Consider the following 24,656-nt stretch of genomic DNA (forward strand, 5'->3'; position numbering starts at 1 on the left):
TCCTGTAGTCATTTTATAGACCATTCGCGAGAGCTGAGTGGCGAGGGTATCTGCGCCCGCATCACCGATTTCATCTGTTCTGGGCTCAAGGCAGCGAAGAGGGCATTGATGAGCCGATCGCTTCTCATGGCCACATCCACCATCTTTCTTATCTGCACTGACCGCTCCAGCTCCCGCCCGAACTCCCTTCCAATGCGCGATGAATACTCCGATAAGGATTTGCCGCGGCAAAGATGCTCAATTGCCAACTCGCCTGCAATCCTCCCGGCAACAACCGCTAAAGGTATGCCTCCGCCACTGCTGGCCAGTACATGCCCGGCGGCATCTCCTGCCAGGATCATATTGCCTTTGTGAATCGACCCTGCACTCCCGCCAGCGGGGACCAGGCCGCGCATCACCGCCAAAACCTCCCCTGAGGAGAGCTTCTCTTTGGCCTGGGGATGACCGTGCACAAATCCCTCCAGGATATCGGGAAGCTTCTGGCCGGAGAGGTAGGACGAACGCACCCCCACGCCCACATTGGCCCTATCCGGGCCGAGGGGAATTATCCAGGCATAGCCCCCTGGAGCGTACCTTGCCGAGAAGAACATCTCTGCTGCATCGCTATCGATATCCACATCCGCCATCTCGTACTCCAGGCAGATGCCCATCTCCTGGAGGGGGTTTCCCATATGGCGGGAGACTGTGGAGCGGGGGCCATCAGCGCCAATTATCATCCGGGGCCTGAGCCTCCCGGAATAGTGGCCGGAGAGCTCCAGCCCGCCCTCCAGCAGCGCCGCCCGGGTGGCGGGAAGGATCCTAGCACCAGCGCGAGCGGCCTGGGAGGCAAGGTGGCGATCAAAAGACCGCCGGTCCAAGACCCGACCCGCGACGGCAAACTCCTTGCTCATTCCAGAGGGGGAGTAGATCCGCTGCAGCCGGGTGTGATGCAGTATGCAGCGCTTTGGGATCTCCTTTAATTCCTCAGGCAGCCGGGCGCGGGGCAGCAGAGCCTCCAGTTCCCCGCCCTCAGGGAGGAAACCGCCACACTGAACCGGGCTGCCTATCTCGCTCTTCCTCTCGATGAGCACCACATCCAGTTCCCGGGCTGCCACGAGGGCTGCAGTGCACCCCGCCGGCCCCGCGCCCACGACAGCCAGTTGTATATCTTCTCTCATCATCTTGGTGATGCTGCCAGGCCGATCTCGGCCAGCACCCTCTCGATCTCCTGGTAGGCAACAACCAGCTCATCCCTCTGCCGCTCGATGCTCTCGCCCTTTGGATCTGCATCCAGCCAGATCTGCCGGGTGCTGCCGTGTACCATCTTGACGCAGGCCAGCATATCGGCCTGGCTGAGGCGGTAGGCGACGTGGCTGCCGGTGGGGGTGAACCAGATGGAATTGCTCTCCTTGAGACTCTCCACAAAGGGCTTCCAGATCAGATTTGCATGCTCCTTCTCTTCGCGAGCGGGAGAGTAATCAATGGCCAAGCGGAGATGAATCCGCTCCCCTGCCGGCTTCTCCTCGATCTTTGTGCTGATCCTCTGATAGATCGGGCTCGTCCGATCCATCCCCGGAGTGCTGCCCTCGAAGACCCTCTCTGCGATATCGGGGAAGAATGGAGCCAGGCGGATATCCTCCGCCTGCCTGGTGGCCAGAGATGCCCCCAGAAAGAAGAGGGCGCTCAAGGATAAGCCCACCAGAACGCCGTGCTCCACCAGATAGGGAGAGATGCTGTCCAGTGGCTCCTTGAGCCAGAACTGCTCATAGGATATGAGAAGGATCTGAGTTCCGCCGCCCACCACCAGGGCCGCCATGGCTCCCCACTTCGTGGCCCGCTTCCAGTACAGACCGCCGATGATGGGAAAGAAGTAGGATGTAGTGCCAATGACTGTGGCGATGATCACTGCATCCATGATGCTCTCCACATTCAGGGCGATGAAGGCGGATAAGAAGACCATGATCACAATCAGTATCCTGTTTACAACCAGCATCTCTTTCACTGTAGCCGTGGGCCAGAGATACCTTTGGATCAGGTCGCGGGAGAGGCAGGATGCCCCAGAGGTGGCAAATGTATCAGTGCAGGACATGGATGCTGCCGCAAAGCCGATGGTCAGGAGGCCTAAGAGCCATCCCGGGACGTTATCGCTTATAATCCGGAGATACAGCATCTCCGCTTCCACCTCTCCGGAAGGGCGGGGGTAGATCACAGAGAGGCCTATGGCCGACAGAAGGCAGAAGATGTACACCAAGGCGAGCAAGGCAGCACCAAGCAAGAGCCCTCTCTTCGCAGAGGGATCATCACGCGCTGCCCAGACCTTCTGCCAGGGGTCCTGCTCTGCCACCCATCCCGGAACCAGGGCCACTATGAAGACCAGAGCCCCCAATATGCCGCCCAGGGAGAAGATATCCCACCAGTCAGCGCCCAGCATTGAGGATGCTGTGATGATGGAGATGTCCATGTCCGCTGACAGGTCGAGAGCCATATAGGCCACATAGGCGGCAAGGCCGGCCAGCAGAGCATACTGAATCATATCCGTCCAGACCACCGCCCGGAAGCCGCCCACGCCAACATAAAGGGCTACAGAGATGGCCATGATGGCGATGGCGAAGACGGGCTCAATGCCGAAGAAGGTGCCCAGCACCAATTTGAAGCCTATGAAGTCGGTGACAGAGAAGAGCACCATCATGATGGTGACGGCGAGAGCCACCGGTGCCCGGATCATGGGGTCGTACCTTATCTCCATGAGCTCGGGCTGGGTCAGGGCGGGGATATTCTTGATCCTTCCTGATATGGCGGCGATGATGGCCAGGCCGGCGATATTCGGGAAGACCCAGATCCAGATCGAGCCTATGCCGAAGAGAAGAAAGAGCCCCGTGGCCAGGAGCAGTGCACTGGCTGTGGTCCAGGCTGATGCGGCGGCAAGTCCTATGCTTATCGGTCCCAGCTCTCTTCCCGCCAGCCAGAAGTCGGTCTCCGACCTCTGCCTGCGGGAGAGATACAGGCCTATCCCGAGCAGGACCGCGATGTAGATCGACAGGAAAACCAGGAACAATGAATAGGCATCCATGCTTTTAAAACACCCTCTGGCGGCAACGTATCTTGTGGTATTTAACAGCAACTACTTAAACGGAAGAGTGGCTAGGGCGAGTGAGGTCTTTGGATATGAGGAGCGATGTCACCAAGGTGGGCCGGGAGAGAGCACCTCACAGGGCTCTTCTCAAGGCCACCGGCCTGTGCGATGAGGAGATTCGCCGTCCTTTCATCGGCGTTGTAAACTCATGTAACGATTTTATACCCGGACACATTCACCTCGACCGGTTGGGGGAGGCGGTTAAAGCAGGCATCCGCTCTGCCGGGGGGGTTCCCTTTGAGTTCCAGACCATCGGGGTCTGCGACGGCATAGCCATGGGCCATAAGGGGATGAGATACTCCCTGCCCAGCCGGGAGCTGATCGAGGACACCATCGAGATCATGGCCGAGTCCCATCAGTTAGACGGCCTGGTGATGATCCCCACCTGCGATAAGATCGTCCCCGGACATATCATGGCCGCGGGGAGGCTGGATCTGCCCACCATCGTGGTCACTGGCGGGCCGATGATGCCCGGCTTTGCCTGCGACAAGGATCTGGATCTGATCAATGTCTTCGAGGAGTGGCAGAGAGGGGGCGAGACCCTGGATGCCCTGGAGGATATGGCCTGCCCCGGCGCAGGCTCCTGTGCCGGCCTCTTCACCGCCAATACCATGGCCTGCCTCACTGAGGCCATGGGCCTCTCCCTGCCCGGGTGCGCCACCGCCCATGCAGTGGATGCGCGAAAGGTTCGCCTGGCCAAGCTCTCCGGGATGAAGATCATGGAACTGGTGGAGAAGGGGATCACCGCCCGGCAGATAGTGACTGCCGCCTCCCTGGATAATGCCATCCGGGTGGATATGGCCATCGGCGGGTCGACGAACACCGTCCTGCACCTGCTGGCAATAGCAGCTGAGTTCGGCCTGGACCTGAGCATCCAGCGCTTCGATCAGCTCAGCCGGGAGACGCCACATCTGGTCAATCTCAGGCCCGGAGGCCCCTATCACATCCTTGACCTGGAGAAGGCAGGGGGAGTTCCCGCAGTCATGAGCGCCCTCCGATCTCTTCTGGACCTGGATGCCCTGACTGTCACAGGCAAAAGGCTTGGTCAGAGCCTGGACTCATTCAAGGTGATCAATCCCCTCGTCAACTCCCAGGTGATAGCCACCATCAGCTCACCGGTGCATGCCGAGGGGGGCATAGCCATACTCTATGGCAGCCTGGCCCCGGAGGGTGCTGTGGTCAAGCAGACTGCTGTATCGCAGGGAATGCTCAAGCACTCCGGCCCGGCGGTGATCTATGATAGCGAGGAGGATTCGATGGCGGGGATAGTGGGAGGAGAGGTGAGGCCCGGCGATGTGGTGGTGATAAGATATGAGGGCCCGAGGGGCGGCCCGGGAATGAGAGAGGCCCTGGCCCCCACATCAGCCATCGCCGGGGCAGGCCTCTCTGAGTCAGTGGCCCTGATAACCGATGGACGGTTCAGCGGGGGCACCAGGGGCCCTTGCATCGGCCATGTCTCACCCGAGGCCGCCGCTGGTGGTCCCATCGCCCTGGTCCGGCCCGGCGATATCATCAGCATCGATATCCCCGCCCGCAGGCTCGATCTGCAGGTTGACCAGGAGGAGCTGGAGCGGAGGAGAGGGGAATGGAAGATGCCTGATATGCCTGAGGGCATCATAAAGACCGGTGTGCTGGCGCGCTACAGAAATTCAGTGACCTCAGCCAGCAAAGGCAGCGTACTGAGATGACAGGAATCAGGTGCTTCGTTGCCGTGGACCTGCCAGAGGAGATGCGCGAGGAGATCGGCCGCCTGGAGGAGGGTATCGCCACAGCAGGGCTGCGCCTGGTCCGGCCGGAGCTGGTCCACATCACCATCAAGTTCCTGGGAGATGTCCCTGAGGGAGGAGTGGGCCGGGTCAAGGAGGCCCTGGCTACAGTCAAGGCCGCCCCCTTCGCTGCTCGCCTGACGGGCATGGGCGCATTTCCGGGAAGATCGGTGCGCGTGGTCTGGCTGGGCCTGGAGGGGGACTTCACCTCGTTATCGGATAAGGTGGAGACGGCTCTGGGGCCCCTGGGTTATCCCCGGGAGGAGCGGGGCTTCATCCCTCATGTGACAATAGGAAGGGTGGGCCGGCCCAATGCCAGGATCAGCCGGGAGCTTCTGGCCAAGATCGGCTCTCGATCTGCTCTGGACCTGGGAAGCTTCACTGTAGATAGATTCTATCTAAAAAAAAGCACACTGACACCGGGAGGGCCAATATACGAAGACCTGGCAGCATTCCCTCTCTGAGATTGGAGAGATAGTGCTGAGCCAGGTCCGGCCCAGCCCAGCCCAAAGGGAGAGGCTTCGCGCCGTCTCCAGAAAGATCATAACAAAGATCGAGCAGATGGCACAGGAGCAGGGAATAGTCCTTCAAGCCATGCTGGTGGGCTCGGCGGCCAGGGGGACCTGGCTCTCGCAGGATTATGACCTTGATATATTCCTGGGCGTGCCCGAGAGCAGCGACCTGGGCGAAGCCGTGAGGCTGGCCAGGCTGGTCGCCCCGGAGCAGGAGGAGAGGTATGCCGAGCACCCCTATATCCATGCCCGGGTGGACGGCTTTGAGGTGGACCTGGTCCCCTGTTATCTGGTGGATGATGCCAGCCGGCTGAGGTCGGCTGTGGACAGAACCCCTTTTCATACCAGGTATATCGCCTCCAGGATCACCGGCCTGGAGGATGAGGTCCTCCTCTTGAAGCAGTTTCTCAAGGGGGTTGGAGTCTACGGCTCGGAGCTGAAGACGGGAGGCTTCTCCGGCTATCTGGCAGAGCTGCTGGTGATACACTACCGCTCCTTCGCCGGCGTGCTCCGCGCCGCCTCCCTCTGGAGGCCCAACACCCTCCTGGAGCTGGAGGGAGGGAGAAGGGGGGGGAGGTTGCATGATGAGCCTTTGGTGGTGGTGGACCCAGTGGATCCCAACCGCAATGTGGCCGCTGCCCTGACCCTGGACAGGATGCTCCTTTTCAGCGCCGCAGCCCGCTCTTTTCTCGCCCGGCCGGACCTGGAGTTCTTCTTTCCCCCTGAGCACGAGCCCCTCGGGGATGAAGAGGTCCAATCCAGGATGGATGCGCGAGGGACGATGCCCATCATCCTTCAGTTCCAGGCCCCAGATGTGGTGGAGGATATCCTCTACCCCCAGTTGCGCAAGGCAGAGGAGTCCGTCCGGGCTTTGATGGCGAGAAACGGCTTTTCAGTGCTGCGCAGCGATGTCACCGCCTATCGCGACAGAGCAGTGATGCTCTTTGAGATGGAGGTCTGGGAGCTGTCAAGGGCCTGCTCCCGAGCCGGCCCACCGGTCTGGGAGGCAGAGCACGCCGCCCGCTTCCTGGCCGCCCACCCCCATCCCCTGTCCGGCCCTTACGTCAGAGGGGGCAGGGTGGTGGTGGAGGAGCCACGCAAGCATATCTACGCCCGAGATCTGCTGGCGGCGGAGTTGGAGGGCCTCTCCCTGGGAAAGCATCTCTCCCGCGCCATCCGCCGCGGACACAAGATATATGCCGGAAGGGAGATCCTGCAGGTCAGGGACAGAGAGTTCAGGACCTTTCTGGCCCGGTATCTCGATGCCCGGGCCCCCATATCATGAGGGCGAAGGCCCTCGCATCCCATCCGGTTGAAAGCACTTCCAGTAGGCTTTATGGATGGCCTTTATCTCATCGATCCGCCGGGCCACTCTGGAGTCGAATCCGCTGACCTCCGGCACCTCCCCCTGAAAGGCCCTGATCTGGGCCACAATGGCCTCCGCCTGAGCAGAGAGGTTATAGCCCCCCTCCAGGACGGCAGCCACCATTCCCTCTGAGCAGCAGTCTGCCACCTCCTTCACCACCCCGGCGATGGCAGCAAATCCGCGAGCTGTCAGGCTCATCCCCCCCAGGGGATCGTCCCGGTGCGGGTCCTGACCTGCCGAGACCAGGACGATATCAGGGGAGAACTCAAGGGCGACGGGCAGCAGAAGCTCCCGATAGGCCATGAGATAGCCCTCGTCCCCGTTGCCCGAGGGGAGGGGCACATTCACCTTGGTCCCCTCCGCCCCGTCCTCTCCCACATCGTTCATCCTGCCCGTGCCCGGATAGTGGGGGAACTGGTGGGTGGAGAAGTACATAACCGAGGGATCGGAGTAGAATATGGCATTGGTCCCGTTCCCATGATGGACATCCCAGTCCACTATCAAGACCTTCTTCAGGCCCCGGAACTGGGCATGCTTTGCCGCGATGGCCACATTATTGAAGATACAAAAGCCCATGCCGCGATTGGGAAGAGCATGATGGCCCGGCGGCCTGACCAGGGCATAGGCACCCCGATGGCCTTCGATCACAGCATCCACTGCTGCTATGGCTCCCCCCGCAGCCATCAGTGCGGCCTCATAAGAGTCTTTGCTGAGGACGGTATCGATATCCAGGTAGCCGCCACCCCGCTCGCAGATGGCCCTCACCTGATCGATGTACCTCCTCCCGTGCACAGCCTCAACCTGCTCGATCCTCGCGGATTTCGGTGTGATATGTTCTATATCCAACCCTTCGGACTTTATCCTCTCCAGGATTGCCGTCAGGCGCTCCTTTCTCTCTGGATGCCCGCCTGTATCGTGCATGAGAAAGAGGGGATGATAGATCAGGGCAAACTTCCCTTCACTCATACTCGTCCATACCATCGCCTCCCGTAAAACGGTTTTCCCTCCAAAGAAAGGGTCTGATGTTTTAAATGGGAGCGAGAGCTGATATTTATACTGATATTTATAATAGCATCAGTAATCTGAGCCCATAGCGATATGTATTGATGCCAGATAGCAAGAATAAGCTTTTAAACAGGAGAGATAATTCAGGCTTTGAGCCTCGTAAAGCTCTTTGGTCAACCACTGGCTCCTATGGGGGGAGATCAGCACCAAGCTGCTGTCAGTGACCAAAAAAGATATAATAGGGAAATACTCTATCACTACCCTATAGTCCCATACGGGATTAGGAGGGTGACGTAGCTATACACATGTCAGAGATGCGCCCGAAAGCGATGGCAAAGCAGGAGATACCATGCGCCATGCCCTTAGCGGGCGGTTCGAGACGTTATTCAGGCAATAGTTTTAAGAATAATCAGACTGTATGCTGCTGAAAGTGATCATGAAGGGTAAATAGGAGGTTAAAAGATGAAGAAATTGACTGCAATTACATTTACATCGATGGTGCTATTATTGGCAACAGCGATGGCAGTAGGAGCGGTCGACAGTGTCGAGATCCGCGGGAAGGTCGCCACAGAGGGCGCTACCTGGACTGCCGACGACTTTGCCGGCTTCTACTACGATCTTGATGACAACATCAAGACCGAAGAGTTGACAACAACCTTAACAGATAACAAGCTCGCTGAGCCCAATGGTGTCGTCTACACCACCACCGCTCAGAAGGCAGACTTCGAGTATGAGCCCTGGGGATCCTACAATGTAATCGGCTTCATGGCTGAGAAGTACTTCGCCGGCTACCTTGATACCCCGGATACCACTGATGATGTCCTCTTCCATGAGTCCAAGGATGAGAACGTCCTCTCCGATGAGCAGGTCCTCCAGATCCTGGTGGATAATGATGATGAGAGAACTCTCACCTCTGGCACACCCCTCGATCTGGAAGAGGGTTATGAGCTGGCCATCTCCGCTATCGATATCGATGGCAACAAGGTCTACCTCGAGCTGCGGAAGGATGGGACAGTTGTGGACAGCAAGGTCATCTCTCCATCCAAAGATGGCGCCACCATGAAGGACAAGACCTACTACTACAAGAAGGATGTCGGCGACTCCAAGGATGTAGTCATCGTCGCTGCTCACTTCAAGAATGCCTTCCGCGGTGCTGACACAAACCTGGCAACTGTTGACGGACTGTGGCAGCTCTCTGACACACCCAAGGATGTCTCTGAGAACACCGAGTACGACAAGATGACCATCCAGACGGTCACCGCCGACACCATCACCATGAACAATGAGGACAACGATATCACCCTCAGCAAGAACAAGGATATCACCCTCATGCCCGGCGTCTCCATCAGAACCGCCGATGCTGATGAGCTCAGATACTACATCTACAAGGAGATCACCGAGCCTGGAGTCCATGAGATAAGGGGCGACGTGGCCACTGGCACTTACACCTGGGATGCTGATAACTTCGCTGGCTTCTACTATGATATCGATGACAACATCAAGACTGAAGAGTTGACTGCAACCATAACCGGTGAGAACAAACTCTCCGAGCCTAATGGTGTCGTCTATACCACCACCGCTCAGAAGGCAGACTTCGAGTATGAGGCCTGGGGATCCTACAATGTGATCGGCTTCATGGCTGAGAAGTACTTCGCCGGCTACCTTGACACCCCGGATACCACTGATGATGTCCTCTTCCATGAGTCCGAGGATGAGAACGTCCTATCCGATGAGCAGGTCCTCCAGATCCTGGTGGATAATGATGATGAGAGAACTCTCACCTCTGGCACACCCCTCGATCTGGAAGAGGGCTATGAGCTGGCCATCTCCGCCATCGATATCGATGGCAACAAGGTCTACCTCGAGCTGCAGAAGGACGGAGTAGTCGTGGACAGCAAGGTCATCTCCCCATCCAAGACCGGTGCCACCATGAAGGATAAGACCTACTATTACAAGAAGGACATCGGAGACTCCAAGGATGTAGTCATCGTCGCTGCCCACTTCAAGAACGCCTTCCGCGGTTCTGACACAAACCTGGCAACTGTTGACGGACTGTGGCAGCTCTCTGACACACCCAAGGATGTCTCTGAGAACACCGAGTACGACAAGATGACCATCCAGACGGTCACCGCCGACACCATCATCATGAACAACGAGGACAACGATATCACCCTCAGCAAGAACAAGGATATCGTCCTCATGCCCGGCATCTCCATCAGAACCGCCGATGCTGATGAGCTCAGATACTACATCTACAAGGAAGCAACCATCAAGGGAGAGGAGGCTGCGCCCACTCCTGTTGAGGACAAGACTGCTGTAGATGAGACTGAGAAAGAGACTGCTGTAGAGAAGGTCGAGACAGCGGCCGCAGAGGAAGTCAACAAGACAGCAGAGGAAGCCAAAGCTGTTGAAGAGAAGGCCAAAGAAGAGGTAAAGGCTGAACCCGAGAAGGAAGAGGAGAATAAGACTGCTCCCCAAGCTCCCGGATTTAGCAGCATCTTCGCTCTGACTGGCCTTCTGGCTGTAGCTTACCTCGTTCTGAGCAGGAGAGACTGAAAGACCAAGTAGCTGGAGGGCTTAGGCTCTCCAGAACTATTCCTTTTTTGTAGTATTTTATTCCACAAATCATCATCCTGATCTTCAAAATCCCCTCTCGTCTCTATTATGCCCTGACATATTATGCCTTGCCTCTATTAAATCGGTCTGTACAACCAGTTTGAAGGAGAGTTGCGGGATGGCTGGGGCAGGACGAATAAGTATTACATCTGGCAGCGCCATATATTCAAGCAAATTATATGGTGATACGACATGCAAAATCCTATGCAAAATTCCAAACAGAACATTCGAGAGGCCCAATTCTGGAAGAGGCTCGAGCAGGATTCGGAGGATGTGAAGTGCAGCCTCTGCCACCAGAACTGCCGCATCCGCTCCGGCAAGAGGGGGATATGCTCTGTGCGGGAGAATCAAGCGGGAAAGCTGATGACACTGGTCTATGGGAACCTCATCGCCGCCAATGAGGATCCCATAGAGAAGAAGCCACTCTTTCATTTCCTTCCCGGCAGCCTGGCCTACTCCATAGCCACTGTAGGCTGCAACTTCCGCTGTCTGCACTGCCAGAACGCAGATATCTCCCAGCTTCCTCAGGAGGGGGGGAGGATACCAGACAACTATGTTCCCCCGGAGGAGGTGGTGGCGGAGGCGGTCTCGCGGGGCTGCCAGTCCATCGCTTACACCTACACCGAGCCCACGATCTTCTTCGAGTATGCTTACGATGTGGCAGTACTTGCTCATTCCTCTGAACTGCGCAATGTCTTTGTCAGCAACGGCTACATCGGCCAGGATGCTGCAGACAAGATCATTCCCCTCCTTGACGGCATCAACATCGACCTTAAGGGAGACGATGAGTTCTATCGCAAGGTGTGCAGGGCAAAGCTGGAGCCGGTGAAGGGCAACATAGAGAGGTTCTGGCGGGCAGGGGTCTGGGTGGAGGTGACAACCCTTGTCATCCCCGGCTATAATGATTCAGTTGAGGTGCTGACCGATATCGCCCAGTTCCTGGCCGGGATCAGCCAGGATATCCCCTGGCATGTCTCCGCCTTCTATCCCACCTACAAGCTGCGGGATGCTCCTCCCACCGGAATGGAATCGATGAGAAGAGCAATTGATATCGGCAGGAGGGCAGGACTGAAATACGTCTACCCGGGCAACGTCAGGGGGGAGAGCGAGAGCACCATCTGCCCGAGCTGCGGCTTCTTGCTCGTCGAAAGGGGCGGGCACAGGGTGATGAAAAACTCAGTGGTCGAGGGGGGCTGCCCTCAGTGCAAGACTGCTGTGGCGGGAGTGTGGTCCTGACGGAGATCGTCTGCTCCTGACAGAGATCTTTAATAGCTGAGAAGACCGACCTTCAGATCATATGCCATTTTGCTCTGTAGAGGAGGCGATAGCAGATATCCGTGCCGGTCGCTTCATAATAATACTGGATGACGAGAACCGGGAGAACGAGGGAGATCTGATGATGGCGGCGGAGATGGTCACCCCGGAGGCGATCAACTTCATGGCTCGTTTTGGCCGGGGACTGATCTGCATGCCCATGACTGCTCAACGCCTTCGCGAGCTGGACATCCCCCTCATGACCAGCCGGAACACCGAGCCCATGGGCACTGCCTTCACTGTATCGGTGGATGCCAGGATCAATACCACCACTGGCATCTCTGCATTCGACCGGGCGACGACTGTCCATGTCCTGATCGATCCCCAGACCAGGCGGAGCGACCTTGTCACCCCGGGCCATCTCTTCCCCCTTCAGGCCAAGGAAGGGGGGGTGCTGCAGCGCACCGGGCATACAGAGGCCTGTGTCGATCTGGCCCGGCTGGCGGGGCTCCAGCCGGCCGGGGTGATTGTGGAGATCATGAACGATGACGGCACCATGGCCCGGCTCCCACAGCTCGAGCTCTTCGCCCGGGAGCACGGCCTGAAGATGCTGACCATCGAGAGCCTGATCCGCCACAGGATGCAGTATGAGAAGCTGGTCAGCAGGATATCCGAGGTGAGCATGCCGACTGCTTATGGCAACTTCACCGCCATAGGCTATGAGTCCGTCCTGGACGGCCAGTGCCACGTCGCCCTGGTGGCCGGGGACCCCACCAGCCCTGATGCCCTGGTCCGGGTCCACTCCGAGTGCCTTACTGGCGATGTCTTCTTCTCCAAAAGATGCGACTGCGGCGAGCAGCTCCGCCGGGCCATGCAGCTTATAAGCGAGAACGGAGATGGCGTTCTCCTCTATATGCGCCAGGAGGGAAGGGGCATTGGCCTCGCCAATAAATTGAGAGCATATGCCCTGCAGGACAGGGGCTCGGATACAGTGGAGGCCAACCACCGGCTGGGCTATCCAGCAGACCTCAGGGACTATGGCATCGGTGCTCAGATCCTGGTCGATCTGGGAATAAAGGAGATCCGCCTTCTGACCAACAACCCGCGCAAGGTCATCGGCCTGGAGGGATACGGCCTGAAGATAGCAGAAAGGGTGCCCTTAGAGGTCGAGCCCAATAGCATCAACCGCCGCTACCTGGAGACGAAGAGGGATAAAATGAATCATCTCCTGCTGCAGGATGAGGGATAGCAAAAAAGAGAAGAAGAGGAGGTTGAGGCAGGACCAAGCATGCCCAAAGGATGCTCTCTGCAGGGCATTAAATGATTTTTCGGAGGCCTCTGAAGCAATCAGGAACTTCTGCCCTCAATCGATGGTTATCCTCTTGCGAACGAGGACGGAGAGCTTGGGGAGGGTGATCTGCAGAACGCCGTTATTCAGCGTCGCCCGCGCCTCTTCAGCCTTGATGCTCGCCGGCAGGAGCACCCTTCGCTCAAAGCGGGTGTAGGTCCTCTCCCGGCGGTGGTAGTCCTGCTCGTCCACCTCCGACTGACTCTTTCTCTGCGCCGAGACCCGCAGCTCTTCATCTGCTACTGAGATATCAATATCCTCCTTCTCCACTCCGGGCATATCCATGGTCACGACCACTGCATCCTCTGTCTCATGGACATCGGCCAGGGGCTTCATCACCCCCTTATTCAGTATCAGGCCCTCCCCCTCCTCAGTGAGATCGCCCATGCGCTTCTGTATCCGCGCCATCTCATCGGTATACCTGGACCCTAGGGCATCCAGGCCCAGCTCCTCCATCAGTTTATTCATTCTGATCTGCAGCTTTCGCAATTCTTCTGCCGGAATCAATCCTGCGGTCATCCTAAACACCATAACATAATGGGTTTTTTGGCACTTAAATCTATTCCGACATGTACTCACTCTGAATCCTGATCACCTCAGCCGAGTCCCTGGCTGCAGCATACTCAAGCAGAGGCTCATAGTTCAGCTCCAGGAATACATGCCCCCAACTGAACTTGGATAGGATCTGCTCTGCCTGGCTCCTCCTCCCCAGGATGACCAGTCCCGCTGCCAGGGCCTCGACGGTAGAGAGCTTGAAGGGCTTTCCCCAGTTCACCGGGTTGGCAGCCAGAAGATAGGGCAGGGCCCTCTCCTGCAGCCTGATCCGGGAGAATAGATCCTCTGCATGTGCCCAACTGCAGTCCAGTGCCGCCAGACCGCGAGCTGAACGATCCTCTGGGGAGAGGGCTTTCTCAGAGAACGGGCTGAGGACGATATACGGTCGAAGCTGATTTACATTGTGGGTCAGCCGCGCCAGATGGAAGCGGGCCAGCTTCTTTCCCGAGCACTTCCGGGGGTCGCACTGATTGGCATGATAGATCACAAGTTCCATTGATGGGTGAAAACTACCGATAATCCTATTAACATTGTGTCCAACCCCCTAACAGCCAATAGCAGGGAGCCATTTGATGAGTGAGCTGTCCAAAGAGTACAACTTCAAGCAGGTAGAAGAGAAATGGGAGCAGAGCTGGGATAGTTCCATCTATTATTTTGATTGGGAGTCGGAGAAGCCCCAGTATATCATCGACACCCCTCCTCCCTATCCCACAGGAGACTTCCATATAGGCAATGCTCTCAACTGGTGCTACATAGACTTCGCTGCCCGTTACAAGCGCATGCGAGGCTACAATGTGATGTTCCCTCAGGGCTGGGATTGCCACGGCCTGCCCACTGAGGTGAAGGTGGAGCAGATAAATCACATCACCAAAAACCAGGTTCCCAGAGCGGAGTTCAGGCGGCTCTGCGAGAAATTGACTGAGGAGGCGATCGATCGTTTCCATAAGTCCATGGGACGGCTGGGGCTGTCCATAGACTGGTCAAATGAGTATGCCACCATGAAGCCGGAGTATTATGTCAAGACCCAGGCCTCATTTGTGCGCATGTACCGGAAGGGGCAGATCTACCGGGAGGAGCATCCGGTGAACTGGTGCCCCCGCTGCGGCACAGCAATTGCCCTGGCCGAGGTGGAGTACGACTCCCGCACCTCGACATTGAATTATATGCACTTTCAGGCCGGTGAGGGCGAGATCGAGATCGCCACCTCCCGACCTGAGCTCCTGCCCGCCTGCGTGGCGGTAGCAGCTCATCCCGAGGACCTGCGCTATCAAAAATACATCGGCAGGAGCGTCAAGGTACCAATATTCGATTATCAGGTGCCGGTTATAGCCGATCCGGCGGTGGACTCGAGCTTCGGCTCGGGCCTGGTCATGATCTGCACCTTCGGAGATAAGCAGGATGTCAGATGGTGGATGGAGCATCATCTCCCCCTCCGCCAGGCAATAGATCGCAGCGGCAGGATGATGCCGATCGCCGGCCCCTACTCCGGCCTGACTGTGGAGGAGACGAAGGATAGGATCACCCGTGACCTGACCGATCAGGGCGTGATCTTCAAGCATGAGCCCTTAGAGCAGAACATTGGCCTCTGCTGGCGCTGCAAGACCCCCATTGAGATCCTCTCTGAGCCGCAGTGGTTCGTCAGGATCGATTCCCCGGCGATAAAAGAGATGGCTGAGCAGATAGAGTGGGTCCCTCCCCACATGAGGGTCCGGCTGGAGAACTGGGCTGACTCCATGGAGTGGGACTGGTGTATATCCAGGCAGAGGATCTTCGCCACCCCCATACCCGCCTGGTACTGCTGCCACTGCCATGAGGCCCTGGTGGCAGAGGAGGAGTGGCTTCCCCTGGACCCCAATCAGACCTCGCCTCCGGAAAGATGCAGATGTGGCAGCTCAGAGTTCATCCCGGAGCAGGATGTTCTGGATACCTGGATGGACAGCTCCATCTCTGCTCTGGCTGTTGCCGGCTGGCCGGACCGGGCTGATCTGCGCATGCCCACCCAGCTCCGCCCCCAGGGGCATGATATCATTCGCACCTGGGCCTTCTACACCATCCAGCGGACAGAAGCCCTGGAAGGGATCCGGCCCTGGGACACCATTCTGATCAACGGCATGGCACTGGGCGAGGACGGCCATAAGATGTCCAAATCCCTGAACAACTTCATCCGCCCAGAGGAGGTCTTCGAGAGAAACGGGGCTGATGCCCTCCGCCAGTGGGCGGCGATAGGCGGCAGCCCGGGAAATGATATCCCGTTCCAGTGGAAGGAGATAACAGCCGCCAGCAGATTCCAGCAGAAGATCTGGTCCATATTCCGCTTCTCCCTCCCCCTGATCGCCTCAACTGACGCCCCCCCCGGGCAGGTTGACGGCTGGCTCTCAGCAGAGCTGGATCAACTGATCACAAAGACCACAGAGGCCATGGACAGGTTTCAGTTCGATGAGGCCCTGAAGGCCATCCGGGCCTTTGCCTGGGATGTACTGGCTGACAACTACATCGAGCTGGTCAAGGCCCGGCTCTACGGCGAGGATGGGGCCCAGAGAAGGGCGGCCCAGAACACCCTTTTCACCGCCCTGGAGACGCTCGCCCGGCTCATGGCCCCCTTCACCCCCTTCCTCTCCGAGGAGATCTATCACACCCTCACAGGCCAGAGCGTTCATGTGCAGAGCTGGCCGGTGGCCCGGGGATGGCCGGCGAATGAGGCGGGCAGAGCGATAAAAGAGGTGGCGGCAACTATACGCCGCTATAAGGCAGAGAAGGGCATGGCTCTCAACTCCCCGCTGCCCGGAATTGTGGTCTATTCCGATCTCGATCTGGAGACGGCAGACCTGGCCGGGGTGGCCAACTCACCTGTGGAGAGCAGGGTGGGAAGCCCCTCCCTGGAGATGAAGCCCGTGGCAGTCAAGCCGCAGATGAAGGTCATAGGCCCCCGGTTCAAGGATACGAGCCAGCGCATCATCGCCGCCCTGATGAGCATGGATCCGGCTGATGTCGCCCGCCAGAGGGAGGCAGGATCGATACGGATTGATCTGGATGGCGAGGCCATCCAGCTCCCCCCTGAGGGGGTGGAGGTGGAGGTTCAGACCCTCTCCGCCGGCGAGGCAGTCGATATACTCAGGACCAAAGAGGCCACAGTGCTGGTTCGAAGATGATCGAGGTGGAGGTCAAAGCCCGGGCAGAGGAGGGGACAAGGGAGAGGATAGCCTCTCTGGGGGCCACGCCCCTCCAGGTGGAAAACCACCTTGACCTCTATTTCAATTCACCTTTAAGGGACCTCAGGACCAGCGATGAGGCGCTGAGAATCCGCATCAAGGAGGATGGGGCCCGGCTCACCTATAAGGGCCCCAGGCTCGATCAGAAGACCAAGTCCCGCCAGGAGCTGACGGTCAAGATCGATGATCCCGTCCGGATGGGGGAGATCCTCTCCCTCCTGGGATTTGTCCCCTCAGCAGAGCTGCGCAAGAAGAGGACGAAATACTCCTATCAGGGAATGGTCATCGCCCTGGATGAGGTGGAGGGCCTGGGCTGCTTTCTGGAGGTGGAGGCCCGGGGAGGGGAGGACTGGGAGAGAGAGAGGGAGCAGGTCCTATCGGTGCTGGAGCAGCTGGGACTGGGAGAGACCAGCCGCTGCTCCTACCTGGAGCTGCTGGAGGAGAAGAAGGGCAAGAGCCGGTCCGGGAAGGACGGAGGGGAGACGGTATCAGGCCCATGAGATCCAAGCTCCAAGTTCTGGTCATGCTCTCTTTTCTGGTGGCAGTGCAGTTGATAGCCCTGGCCATAACCCCGGCCATATCGGCCACCGACAGCCGGGTATTTGAGGATCCAGGATCGATCTACAATCCCCTATTCTATGTTCTGCTCATCCTGATTTTCACTGCTGCTCTCCTCTTGGCCATGAGGCTGATAGGAGAGTGGCTGATCAGCAGATTCATCCAGATCTCCATTGCCATCACCATTTTCTTTGTGATATCCGCCTTTGTGCCCCTGTGGCCGGCCCTCCTCTCGACACTGGCAGTTATGTTGCTCCTTCATTATTACCCCGAGTGGTATATCCTGGATGCCTTTGGAATCCTGATCTGCGCAGGGGTCAGCTCCCTTCTGGGGTTGAGCATGGCTGTGCTGCCGGTCATCATCCTATTGGCGGTCCTGGCGGTCTACGATGCCATATCCGTCTATAAAACCCGTCATATGATCTCTTTAGCCGAGGGGGCGATAAGGATGAAGGTTCCCCTGCTGTTTATCGTTCCCAAGAGCAGGGATTACAGCTTCAGGCGCAGGAATGAGGATGCCATCCACCAGGGAGGAGGAACGGGAGAGAGGGAGAGAGGAGCCTACTTCCTGGGCCTGGGGGATGCCATCATTCCCACCATCCTGGTGGTATCTGCAAGCTGGTCATATCCATCAGGCGGCCTTCCCGGCCCAAACCTCCCCGCTCTTGGAGCAATGCTGGGAAGCTATGCCGGCTTTCTCATTCTGATGGCCATTGCCAGGGGCCGCCCTCAGGCAGGCCTTCCCTTCCTCAACTCCGGCGTCATCCTCGGATTTCTCGCCGGCTGTCTTGCTGCAGGGCTCCGGCCCTTCTAGAGCTCTTCGCTGCTCTCGGGGGAGAATCATTCCTCTCCACTCTCGTGCCCCTGCACCTGTGGTGAAATGGGGATGCTTGGGCTTTGCCACAGAGCCATCCGGGCACCGACAGCTTTTTGCCTTATCCCGTGACTCTCTGCTCCCAAAGAGGAATATCAGATGGCTGACGAGGACCAAGCAGTCCTGGAGCACTTCATACCATTCTGCCCTAAATGCGGCAATGAGTGCGAGAATAAGGACCTCCGGCGGGCACTGGATGCAGACAACTGGAAGAAGATCGTAATTGAGACGATCTACTACTGCAAGAGATGTGACAACTACTGGAGCGACGGCCTGATAGAGAAAGGCTATAAATGATCTACCTGTATTACAGCGAACGGTTCCAGGGATACAACTTCGGCCCGGAGCATCCCTTCAACCCCGCCCGGCTTATGCTCACCTTCAGCCTTATGGAGGAGTCAGGGCTGATCGATGAGCGGGTATGCAGGCTGGAGCCCTGCCCGGCCGGCGAAGAGGACATCCTCCGGGTACACACCCCCGAGTACCTGGAGGCAGTGAGGCTGGAGGAGCCGGACCTGGCCTTTGGTCTGGGCAGCGACGACACCCCGGTATTCGGGGGAATATATGAGGCATCCAGAATGCTGGCCGGGGCCTCTATCGATGCCGCCCGCAGGATCGCAGCCGAGGACTGCAGTGCCTTTAACATCGGCGGGGGGCTGCACCATGCCCTGCCCACTGTTGCCTCCGGTTTCTGCGTCTTCAATGATCCCGCCCTGGCCATCCGGGTCTTGCGGGAGAGCTTCGACCGGGTGCTTTATATCGATATCGATGGCCACCACGGCGATGGGGTGCAGCAGATATTCTACACCGACCCCCATGTCCTGACCATCTCCATGCACGAATCCGGATTGTACCTCTTTCCGGGCACCGGATTCATAGAGGAGGTGGGGGAGGGCGAGGGAAGGGGATACAGCGTGAACATCCCCATGCCCATGTACGCTGGAGACGATCAGTACCTACGAGCCTTCGACCAGATCGTTCCCCCCATCTTCGAGTGGTTCCGGCCCCAGGCAGTGGTAGCCCAGTTGGGGGTGGATGCCCATTACTCCGATCCCCTCACCACTCTGAACCTGACCCTTACCGGCTACTTCGCCCTCGTCCGCAGGATACTCGATCTGGCCGATAAGCACTCAGGCTCCCGGCTGCTGGCCCTGGGCGGCGGAGGCTATAATATGATGGTGGTTCCCACCGCCTGGACCGGCGTCCTTCATATCCTGAGAGGAGAGCCGCTGCCCGAGTATCTCCCCCCCTACTGGGTAGAGCTCTTCAGAAACCTCACCGGCTATGAGCCCCTCTGCCATCCGGATATAGAGATGAGGATCGGCCCGCAGACCGGGCAGAGGATCGATAAAGAGCTCTCAATGACCCTTCTGGGCTTGAAAGAGAGGATGAATGTGCTTCATTCTCTCTTTTAGGTCATCATTTCTGGCCATCATCCTTAACAATTATCCTTAACAATTATCCTTGGCCATCATCGATCAGGCCCATCAGGTCCCGATCTTGACAGGCTCTGATATGGAGCGCAATGTGGATATGGCGGAGAGAGCCGCCAGATGGCTGGTCTTTGGGTTTCGCGGTGAGGGGACGTTATCCACCCGGGTATAAAGCCTTCCGAAATCCCCTTCCACCTCTATCTCATGCCGATTTACTCTGATATCCGGATCGGCGACCACCCTCACCAGCACCTCCTTCTCCCCTGCTGCCAGGTAGAGGGTGGCGGCAACATTCGCATTGGCGGGAAAGGCCCGGACGGCATCGATTGCACTGCCGGAGAAGATCTCCCTCGGACCGGTGAGAGCATCCAGATCGATCCCGTTCTCCAGGATAAAGGGGGCCCCTCTCAGGCTGCTTGGATTCTTGGTGGTGGTCAGGGTCACCCTCTCGATCCGCCCGGAACGGGCTGACTTGAGGGCATCCAGGCCCGATATTGCCCCTGAGGGGATGTAGACCTGAGAGGAGTGCGATTTGGCAAGCTCCTTTATCTCTGTGAAGAGCACTGGATCGGCAAGGGCGCCCACGCTCATTATCATCAGCCTCCTGCCTTTGGAGAGGGCCGCCCTGGCGACAGCAGGCACCGCCCTCTGGGAGGCTGCCTCCACCACCACATCAGAGAGCTCCACCAGCTCTTCCAGATCGCTCTTTTTCGGCTTATGCTGCAGGCTGGCGATGAGATCAATGGCGGTTTGAGGATTATGATCGAATACACTGACCAGATCAGCATCCACCATGCCAGAGTCTATTGCCCCGGCGATCTCTGCTCCTATGGCACCACAGCCCACCAACCCGACCTTGAGAGGCATCGCAGGTTATAAATCGATCAAGGATCAAAACCCTTGCGGTATGCTAAGGTCAGAGCTGGAGCGGTTTATAGACGAGGACCTGGGCCAATGGGATGATTCCAGCACTCTTATTCCAGAACTGCCTGCTCGCGGAGTCGTTATCGCCAAGGAGTCTTGCATCATCTCCGGGCTGGCAGAGGCGGCTGAGATCTTTCATTATTTTGGCCTGAAGTGCGAGCTGCTCTTCGATGATGGCGAGTTTGTGCCGGCGATGAGCACTGTTCTGGAGGTATCGGGCAGCGCGAGAGGGATCCTGCAGTCCGAGAGGCTGGCACTCAACTTCCTTGCCCGGATGAGCGGCATATCCACCCTCACCCGGGAGTGCGTTCTCCTGGCCGGGGGGGTGAGGGTGGCAGCAACGCGCAAGACCACCCCTGGATTCCGCTTATTCGAGAAGAGGGCAGTTTATCTGGGAGGGGGCGACACCCATAGGTTTAACCTGTCCGGCGCCATCCTCATCAAAGATAATCATATAATGATCCTCGGCCTGAAGGAATGTCTGCGTCGCGCCCGTGAAGCATCCAGCTTCACCAAGAAGATCGAGGTGGAGGTGGAGAGCCTTGAGGATATGCTCATAGCAGCAAAAGAGGGCGCGGATATCATCATGTTCGATAACATGGACCCGGCGAAGATCGCTGCAGGGGTCAAGCTCCTGGAGGCCGAGGGATTGCGCAAGAGGCTGATTCTGGAGGCATCAGGAGGCATAACCCTGAATAACATCAAGGATTACGGTGCAAGTGGAGTGGATGTCATATCCCTTGGTGCTCTGACCAAAGATGCTAAATGGATTGACTTGAGCCTGGAGATTGAGAATGATGGAGAGTGGAATGCGGGCAGAGAGATCCCTTAAAGGCAAAAAGCAGCGCCCCGATGTTCTGCGCCTGGTCTGCCTGGCCGTCCTTATTCTTTTCCTGTCAGGGGCCTTCATGGGAGCAGCCCAGGGGGCAGATAAGAGCGACAAGGATGAGGACGAGGTAATCTATAACGACTTCACCCTGGGGATCGGGGATAGAATAGATATCAGCAATTATCGAGTGGAGCTCATTGAGATCCAGTCGGTCAAAGACGGCATAGCAGTCCTGCAGGTCTCAAAAATTGGCGGCGGACTGGATGAGCAGAGGGCATTCCTGGAGAACCGGGCGAACAACTTCATCGGAGGGGCAGAGATAGGGGGCATTACCCTTACGGTGGTCGACATCCTGGATGAGAGCTCCGCCAGGGTGAGGATTGAGTACCGCAAAAGCCTGGGAACCCCCAGCCGGCGGGCCTCAGATCGGCCGATATCCGCTGGCGGCAAGCCTGCCCTCTCCGTCCAGAAGAGCTTTGACAGGAACGAACTGAATGTGGGCGATGAGGTCAAGGCCACTGTCACCATCACAAATGAGGGGACAGGCAAAGCACTGAATATCAGATTGGACGATTCCCCGCCCCTGCCCCAGTTCTCTTATGTGGCCGGCTACCCGCCCAAGATCAAGGATAGCCTGGATCCAGGGCAGTCGGATTCGGCTGTGTATATGATGAATGCCATAAAAGAGGGCACCATCCAGGTCTCAGCCATCCAGGTCAGCTACACCGACTCCAAGGATAACGTCAAGATGAACAGCTCTCTGCCCTTTGAGATCGTGATCAATCCAAAGAGCATCGCCGAGCTGGCAGTAAGGATGGATTCATCCGGGCCCATAGCCCCTGGGGGCAAGGCGATGGTGAACATAAGCCTCGCCAATGTGGGGGCAGCACCGGCGACCAGGATCGAGGCCAAAGGGGATATAACCCCGCCGGTGGGCCTGGAGGGCGGCAGCTTTGACAGAAGCTTCTTTGAGATACCGCCGGGCGGCGAGGTCAACTACTCAGTGATGCTCTCGGGCAAAGATCCTGGCAACTACACCGTCCACCTCAAGGCCACATTCGATGGAGGAGATGGCTCTGCGATCAGGGAAGGGTCGACAGAGGTAGTGGTACTGAAACGAGAGTATAAATATGAATATTTACTACTCCTGATCCCAATCATAATTATCATTGCCTGGCTGTATAGGAGACACAGAGAATATAAATATTAAACAAAGGTATATACACCAGAGGGAGCGGATCGATAAAATCGCACTTAATGCCACATAAACTCAACAGAATAGAGAGACTGATATCATGCTTAACGTAATTATCCTTGGCCTGGGCCAATGCGGAAACAGAATCCTGGATGCTGTGAATAAGGAAGCAATGGGCGGCGGGGGAGCCTCGAAGATCGCCAAGTATTGCCTGCGACCGAAGTTCCCCAGCCGGGTGGAGACCCTGGCGATCAATACAGCGATCAATGATCTCAAGGAATTGAGATACACCACCGCCAAAGACCGGTTGCACGTTCCCAATCTGCATGGCATGGGAGCGAACAGAAACGTGGGCAAGCAGGCCTTCATGGAGAACCGGGACAGCATCATGGGAGAGATCGAGAAGAGGGGTGACTTTGATCTCGCTTTCGTCATCACCTCAACCTCCGGCGGCACGGGCTCCTCCTTCACCCCGCTCCTAATAAATGAGTTGAAGAGGCAGTACCCGAACATCGCTGTGGTGACCATCGCCATTCTGCCCTTCCGGGAGGAGGGATCGATCTATCTCCAGAATGCTGCCTTCAGCATGAGGGAGCTGATGGAGCTGGATGCAGAGGGCATCATCCTTGCTGACAACCAGTATATGAAGCGGCTCGGTGGTGATATTGCCAGCGCCTATGACAGGATCAACAGCACCATTGCCAGGAGATTGCTCTTCCTGATAGAGTCCCTGGACAGTGAGATGCTCTCGGTGACTGATCTGGGGGACTTCAAGACGGTCATGAATGGAGGGCTGCGCATAGGCACCATGGGGTTCTACCAGGCGGATGGAAAGAACTCCTCAGTCAAGGATGCCATAGAGAACAGCCTGAAGCCCAACAACCTGCTCTATCCGGCGAATGTGGCGAATGATGCCGCCCGGGCGATGGTCATCATCCAGGGGTCGCAGGAGCATCTGGATGTGGATCAGATCACCAAGGAGGTGGAGAAGATCGCTGCCAGCGCAGGGCATGTCTTCAAGGGGATCGTGGTCAAGAAGGGGCAGCCGAGGGTGCTCTCCATCTTCACCCTGGCAGCAGCACCGGAGCTGGAATCGATCTATGCCCAGGCAGCGCGGGGAATGCAGGAGGAGAAGGAGAAGAGGTTGCGTGCCAGAAAGCAGCTCGATGATGCCTTTGCCCATATAGAGGATCTGGAAGAGATCTACTGAAGGCCAAAGCGGCTGTACATCAGAGCCTGCATCGGCCCCAGATCCAGCACCCTGGCCACAAGGCTTCTCTCTCTCGGGCTCAGGGGATGCGTCCCCGCCGGCGGCAGGGGCCGGGCCTGACGGGCATAGACTGCGCCTCCTCTCATCCTGGCGCAGGTGAAGCTTCCGGCGTCTCCTTCTATATAGACCTCTCCGCCTCTCATCTCTGCCCCGGTGAAATCCCCGGTCCGGCCCCTTATCACAATCCTCCCTCCGCGCAGGAGGACGGCGGTGTTCTCCCGGGCGGATCCCTCCACAATTATCTGGCCGGAGCTCATCAGTATGCCGGTGCTCATTCCCGCATCCCCCTCCAGGTGGATCACCTTGGCAGTGGGATTTCTCGCCCCCAGGGTATCCCGGATTATCCCATCCTCGATGAACATCCCCTGCTCGTCCATTCTGTTCGGCTCGATGATATCGATGCTCTTCTCCAGGGCCTCGGTGATGGAGACGAACTTCCTATATCCGGCCAGATCGCTTTCAGCCTCGATCACATTTCCCATGGGCTCCTCGATTCTGCCTGAGACATAAATCGCTCCTCTGAGCATGCTTATCCCCATTCGCCGCCCCACGTCTCCCTCCACCACTATGCTGCCCGTGCCCTCGATCGGCCCGCCCCTTCCGCCCAGACGGAGGAGGTCCACCCCCAGGCTGGAGCCCAGGCGGCTTCCCACATCCCCGCTGATCATCACCCTCTCTCCCCGGCGCAGTGCCTGCACAATCTGCCTGAGGCTGATGCCGTCGACGCTCTTATCGGGATCGAGCCTGGTGCCCTTATGCTGCCAGTAGAAGTCGAAGGTGCTATCACCAAGGCACCTCTCCCCCGCAGCCTGGATCCTGAGCATTGAGGA

Annotated in this window: 21 protein-coding genes; 14 read left to right on the plus strand and 7 right to left on the minus strand. The window is 57.7% G+C overall.

Features of this window, described 5'->3' with window-relative positions; translation table 11 throughout:
- Positions 1-8: 8 nt before the first annotated feature.
- The gene (locus tag IPI63_RS04200; protein ID WP_292476816.1) at positions 9-1,160 is read right to left on the minus strand and encodes an NAD(P)/FAD-dependent oxidoreductase; all 1,152 of its coding nucleotides are present in this window, start codon (positions 1,158-1,160) and stop codon (positions 9-11) included.
- On the minus strand, positions 1,157-3,034 hold the full coding sequence (locus IPI63_RS04205; RefSeq protein ID WP_292476817.1) for a sodium:solute symporter: 1,878 nt from the start codon (positions 3,032-3,034) through the stop codon (positions 1,157-1,159). Before IPI63_RS04205 ends, IPI63_RS04200 begins: the two co-directional genes overlap by 4 nt.
- Positions 3,035-3,144: 110 nt before the next feature.
- On the opposite strand from IPI63_RS04205, the gene ilvD reads away from it, so the two are divergent.
- The 3 genes from ilvD to cca are packed head-to-tail and all read left to right on the plus strand — an operon-like array spanning position 3,145 to position 6,675.
- Positions 3,145-4,800, plus strand: coding sequence for a dihydroxy-acid dehydratase (gene ilvD / locus IPI63_RS04210; RefSeq protein ID WP_292476819.1), 1,656 nt, complete (start codon positions 3,145-3,147; stop codon positions 4,798-4,800).
- Positions 4,797-5,342, plus strand: a complete 546-nt coding sequence (thpR, locus tag IPI63_RS04215) for an RNA 2',3'-cyclic phosphodiesterase (RefSeq protein WP_292476821.1) — start codon at positions 4,797-4,799, stop codon at positions 5,340-5,342. Before ilvD ends, thpR begins: the two co-directional genes overlap by 4 nt.
- Before the next feature lie 13 nt (positions 5,343-5,355).
- Complete coding sequence (gene cca / locus IPI63_RS04220; RefSeq protein ID WP_292476823.1) at positions 5,356-6,675, plus strand: CCA tRNA nucleotidyltransferase; 1,320 nt, start codon at positions 5,356-5,358, stop codon at positions 6,673-6,675.
- On the opposite strand, the gene IPI63_RS04225 is transcribed toward cca, so the two are convergent.
- Entirely contained in the window at positions 6,670-7,722 is a 1,053-nt protein-coding gene (locus IPI63_RS04225; RefSeq protein WP_292476825.1) for a histone deacetylase, read from the minus strand. The two genes, cca and IPI63_RS04225, sit on opposite strands and share 6 nt — an antisense overlap.
- Before the next feature lie 501 nt (positions 7,723-8,223).
- Here IPI63_RS04225 and IPI63_RS04230 point away from each other — a divergent pair.
- From IPI63_RS04230 to IPI63_RS04240, 3 genes are all read left to right on the plus strand, one after another.
- Entirely contained in the window at positions 8,224-10,317 is a 2,094-nt protein-coding gene (locus IPI63_RS04230; RefSeq protein ID WP_292476827.1) for an S-layer protein domain-containing protein, read from the plus strand.
- Between the two features lie 264 nt (positions 10,318-10,581).
- Positions 10,582-11,613 carry an AmmeMemoRadiSam system radical SAM enzyme gene (gene amrS / locus IPI63_RS04235; protein ID WP_292476829.1) on the plus strand — a complete coding sequence of 344 codons (1,032 nt, stop codon included), beginning with the start codon at positions 10,582-10,584 and terminating at the stop codon, positions 11,611-11,613.
- Between the two features lie 61 nt (positions 11,614-11,674).
- Positions 11,675-12,880, plus strand: a complete 1,206-nt coding sequence (locus IPI63_RS04240) for a bifunctional 3,4-dihydroxy-2-butanone-4-phosphate synthase/GTP cyclohydrolase II (RefSeq protein WP_292476830.1) — start codon at positions 11,675-11,677, stop codon at positions 12,878-12,880.
- Positions 12,881-12,994: 114 nt separating this feature from the next.
- Here IPI63_RS04240 and IPI63_RS04245 read toward each other — a convergent pair whose 3' ends face one another.
- Both IPI63_RS04245 and IPI63_RS04250 read right to left on the minus strand, forming a co-directional pair.
- A complete protein-coding gene (locus IPI63_RS04245) occupies positions 12,995-13,447 on the minus strand; it encodes an Hsp20/alpha crystallin family protein (protein WP_292476832.1) in 453 nt (150 codons plus the stop codon).
- A 91-nt stretch (positions 13,448-13,538) separates the two neighbouring features.
- Complete coding sequence (locus tag IPI63_RS04250) at positions 13,539-14,030, minus strand: DUF367 family protein (RefSeq protein WP_292476833.1); 492 nt, start codon at positions 14,028-14,030, stop codon at positions 13,539-13,541.
- A gap of 76 nt (positions 14,031-14,106) precedes the next feature.
- Between IPI63_RS04250 and IPI63_RS04255 the strand changes: the two genes are divergently transcribed.
- The 5 genes from IPI63_RS04255 (at position 14,107) to IPI63_RS04275 (ending at position 19,590) form a co-directional block, all read left to right on the plus strand.
- On the plus strand, positions 14,107-16,683 hold the full coding sequence (locus IPI63_RS04255; RefSeq protein ID WP_292476835.1) for a valine--tRNA ligase: 2,577 nt from the start codon (positions 14,107-14,109) through the stop codon (positions 16,681-16,683).
- Positions 16,680-17,243 carry a class IV adenylate cyclase gene (gene cyaB, locus IPI63_RS04260; RefSeq protein ID WP_292476836.1) on the plus strand — a complete coding sequence of 188 codons (564 nt, stop codon included), beginning with the start codon at positions 16,680-16,682 and terminating at the stop codon, positions 17,241-17,243. The genes IPI63_RS04255 and cyaB overlap by 4 nt, the downstream gene beginning before the upstream one ends.
- Positions 17,240-18,115 carry a presenilin family intramembrane aspartyl protease PSH gene (locus IPI63_RS04265; RefSeq protein WP_292476837.1) on the plus strand — a complete coding sequence of 292 codons (876 nt, stop codon included), beginning with the start codon at positions 17,240-17,242 and terminating at the stop codon, positions 18,113-18,115. The genes cyaB and IPI63_RS04265 overlap by 4 nt, the downstream gene beginning before the upstream one ends.
- Positions 18,116-18,274: 159 nt before the next feature.
- Positions 18,275-18,472 carry a hypothetical protein gene (locus IPI63_RS04270; RefSeq protein ID WP_214065990.1) on the plus strand — a complete coding sequence of 66 codons (198 nt, stop codon included), beginning with the start codon at positions 18,275-18,277 and terminating at the stop codon, positions 18,470-18,472.
- Entirely contained in the window at positions 18,469-19,590 is a 1,122-nt protein-coding gene (locus IPI63_RS04275) for an acetoin utilization protein AcuC (protein WP_292476839.1), read from the plus strand. Before IPI63_RS04270 ends, IPI63_RS04275 begins: the two co-directional genes overlap by 4 nt.
- Positions 19,591-19,662: 72 nt before the next feature.
- On the opposite strand, the gene IPI63_RS04280 is transcribed toward IPI63_RS04275, so the two are convergent.
- Positions 19,663-20,475 carry an aspartate dehydrogenase gene (locus IPI63_RS04280; protein ID WP_292476840.1) on the minus strand — a complete coding sequence of 271 codons (813 nt, stop codon included), beginning with the start codon at positions 20,473-20,475 and terminating at the stop codon, positions 19,663-19,665.
- A gap of 40 nt (positions 20,476-20,515) precedes the next feature.
- Here IPI63_RS04280 and nadC point away from each other — a divergent pair, with 40 nt between their 5' ends.
- The 3 genes from nadC (at position 20,516) to IPI63_RS04295 (ending at position 23,766) form a co-directional block, all read left to right on the plus strand.
- The gene (gene nadC / locus IPI63_RS04285) at positions 20,516-21,364 is read left to right on the plus strand and encodes a carboxylating nicotinate-nucleotide diphosphorylase (protein ID WP_292476841.1); all 849 of its coding nucleotides are present in this window, start codon (positions 20,516-20,518) and stop codon (positions 21,362-21,364) included.
- Positions 21,327-22,571, plus strand: coding sequence for a hypothetical protein (locus IPI63_RS04290; RefSeq protein ID WP_292476843.1), 1,245 nt, complete (start codon positions 21,327-21,329; stop codon positions 22,569-22,571). Before nadC ends, IPI63_RS04290 begins: the two co-directional genes overlap by 38 nt.
- 85 nt (positions 22,572-22,656) lie before the next feature.
- Positions 22,657-23,766 carry a cell division protein FtsZ gene (locus tag IPI63_RS04295; RefSeq protein WP_292476845.1) on the plus strand — a complete coding sequence of 370 codons (1,110 nt, stop codon included), beginning with the start codon at positions 22,657-22,659 and terminating at the stop codon, positions 23,764-23,766.
- Here the strand turns inward: IPI63_RS04295 and IPI63_RS04300 are convergent.
- Positions 23,760-24,650: a tributyrin esterase gene (locus IPI63_RS04300; RefSeq protein ID WP_292476847.1), complete on the minus strand. Its 891-nt coding sequence runs from the start codon at positions 24,648-24,650 to the stop codon at positions 23,760-23,762. The genes IPI63_RS04295 and IPI63_RS04300 overlap by 7 nt on opposite strands.
- Between the last annotated feature and the right edge of the window lie 6 nt (positions 24,651-24,656).

It is taken from the genome of Methanothrix sp., from assembly GCF_016706325.1.
Taxonomy (GTDB): Archaea; Halobacteriota; Methanosarcinia; order Methanotrichales; family Methanotrichaceae; genus Methanothrix.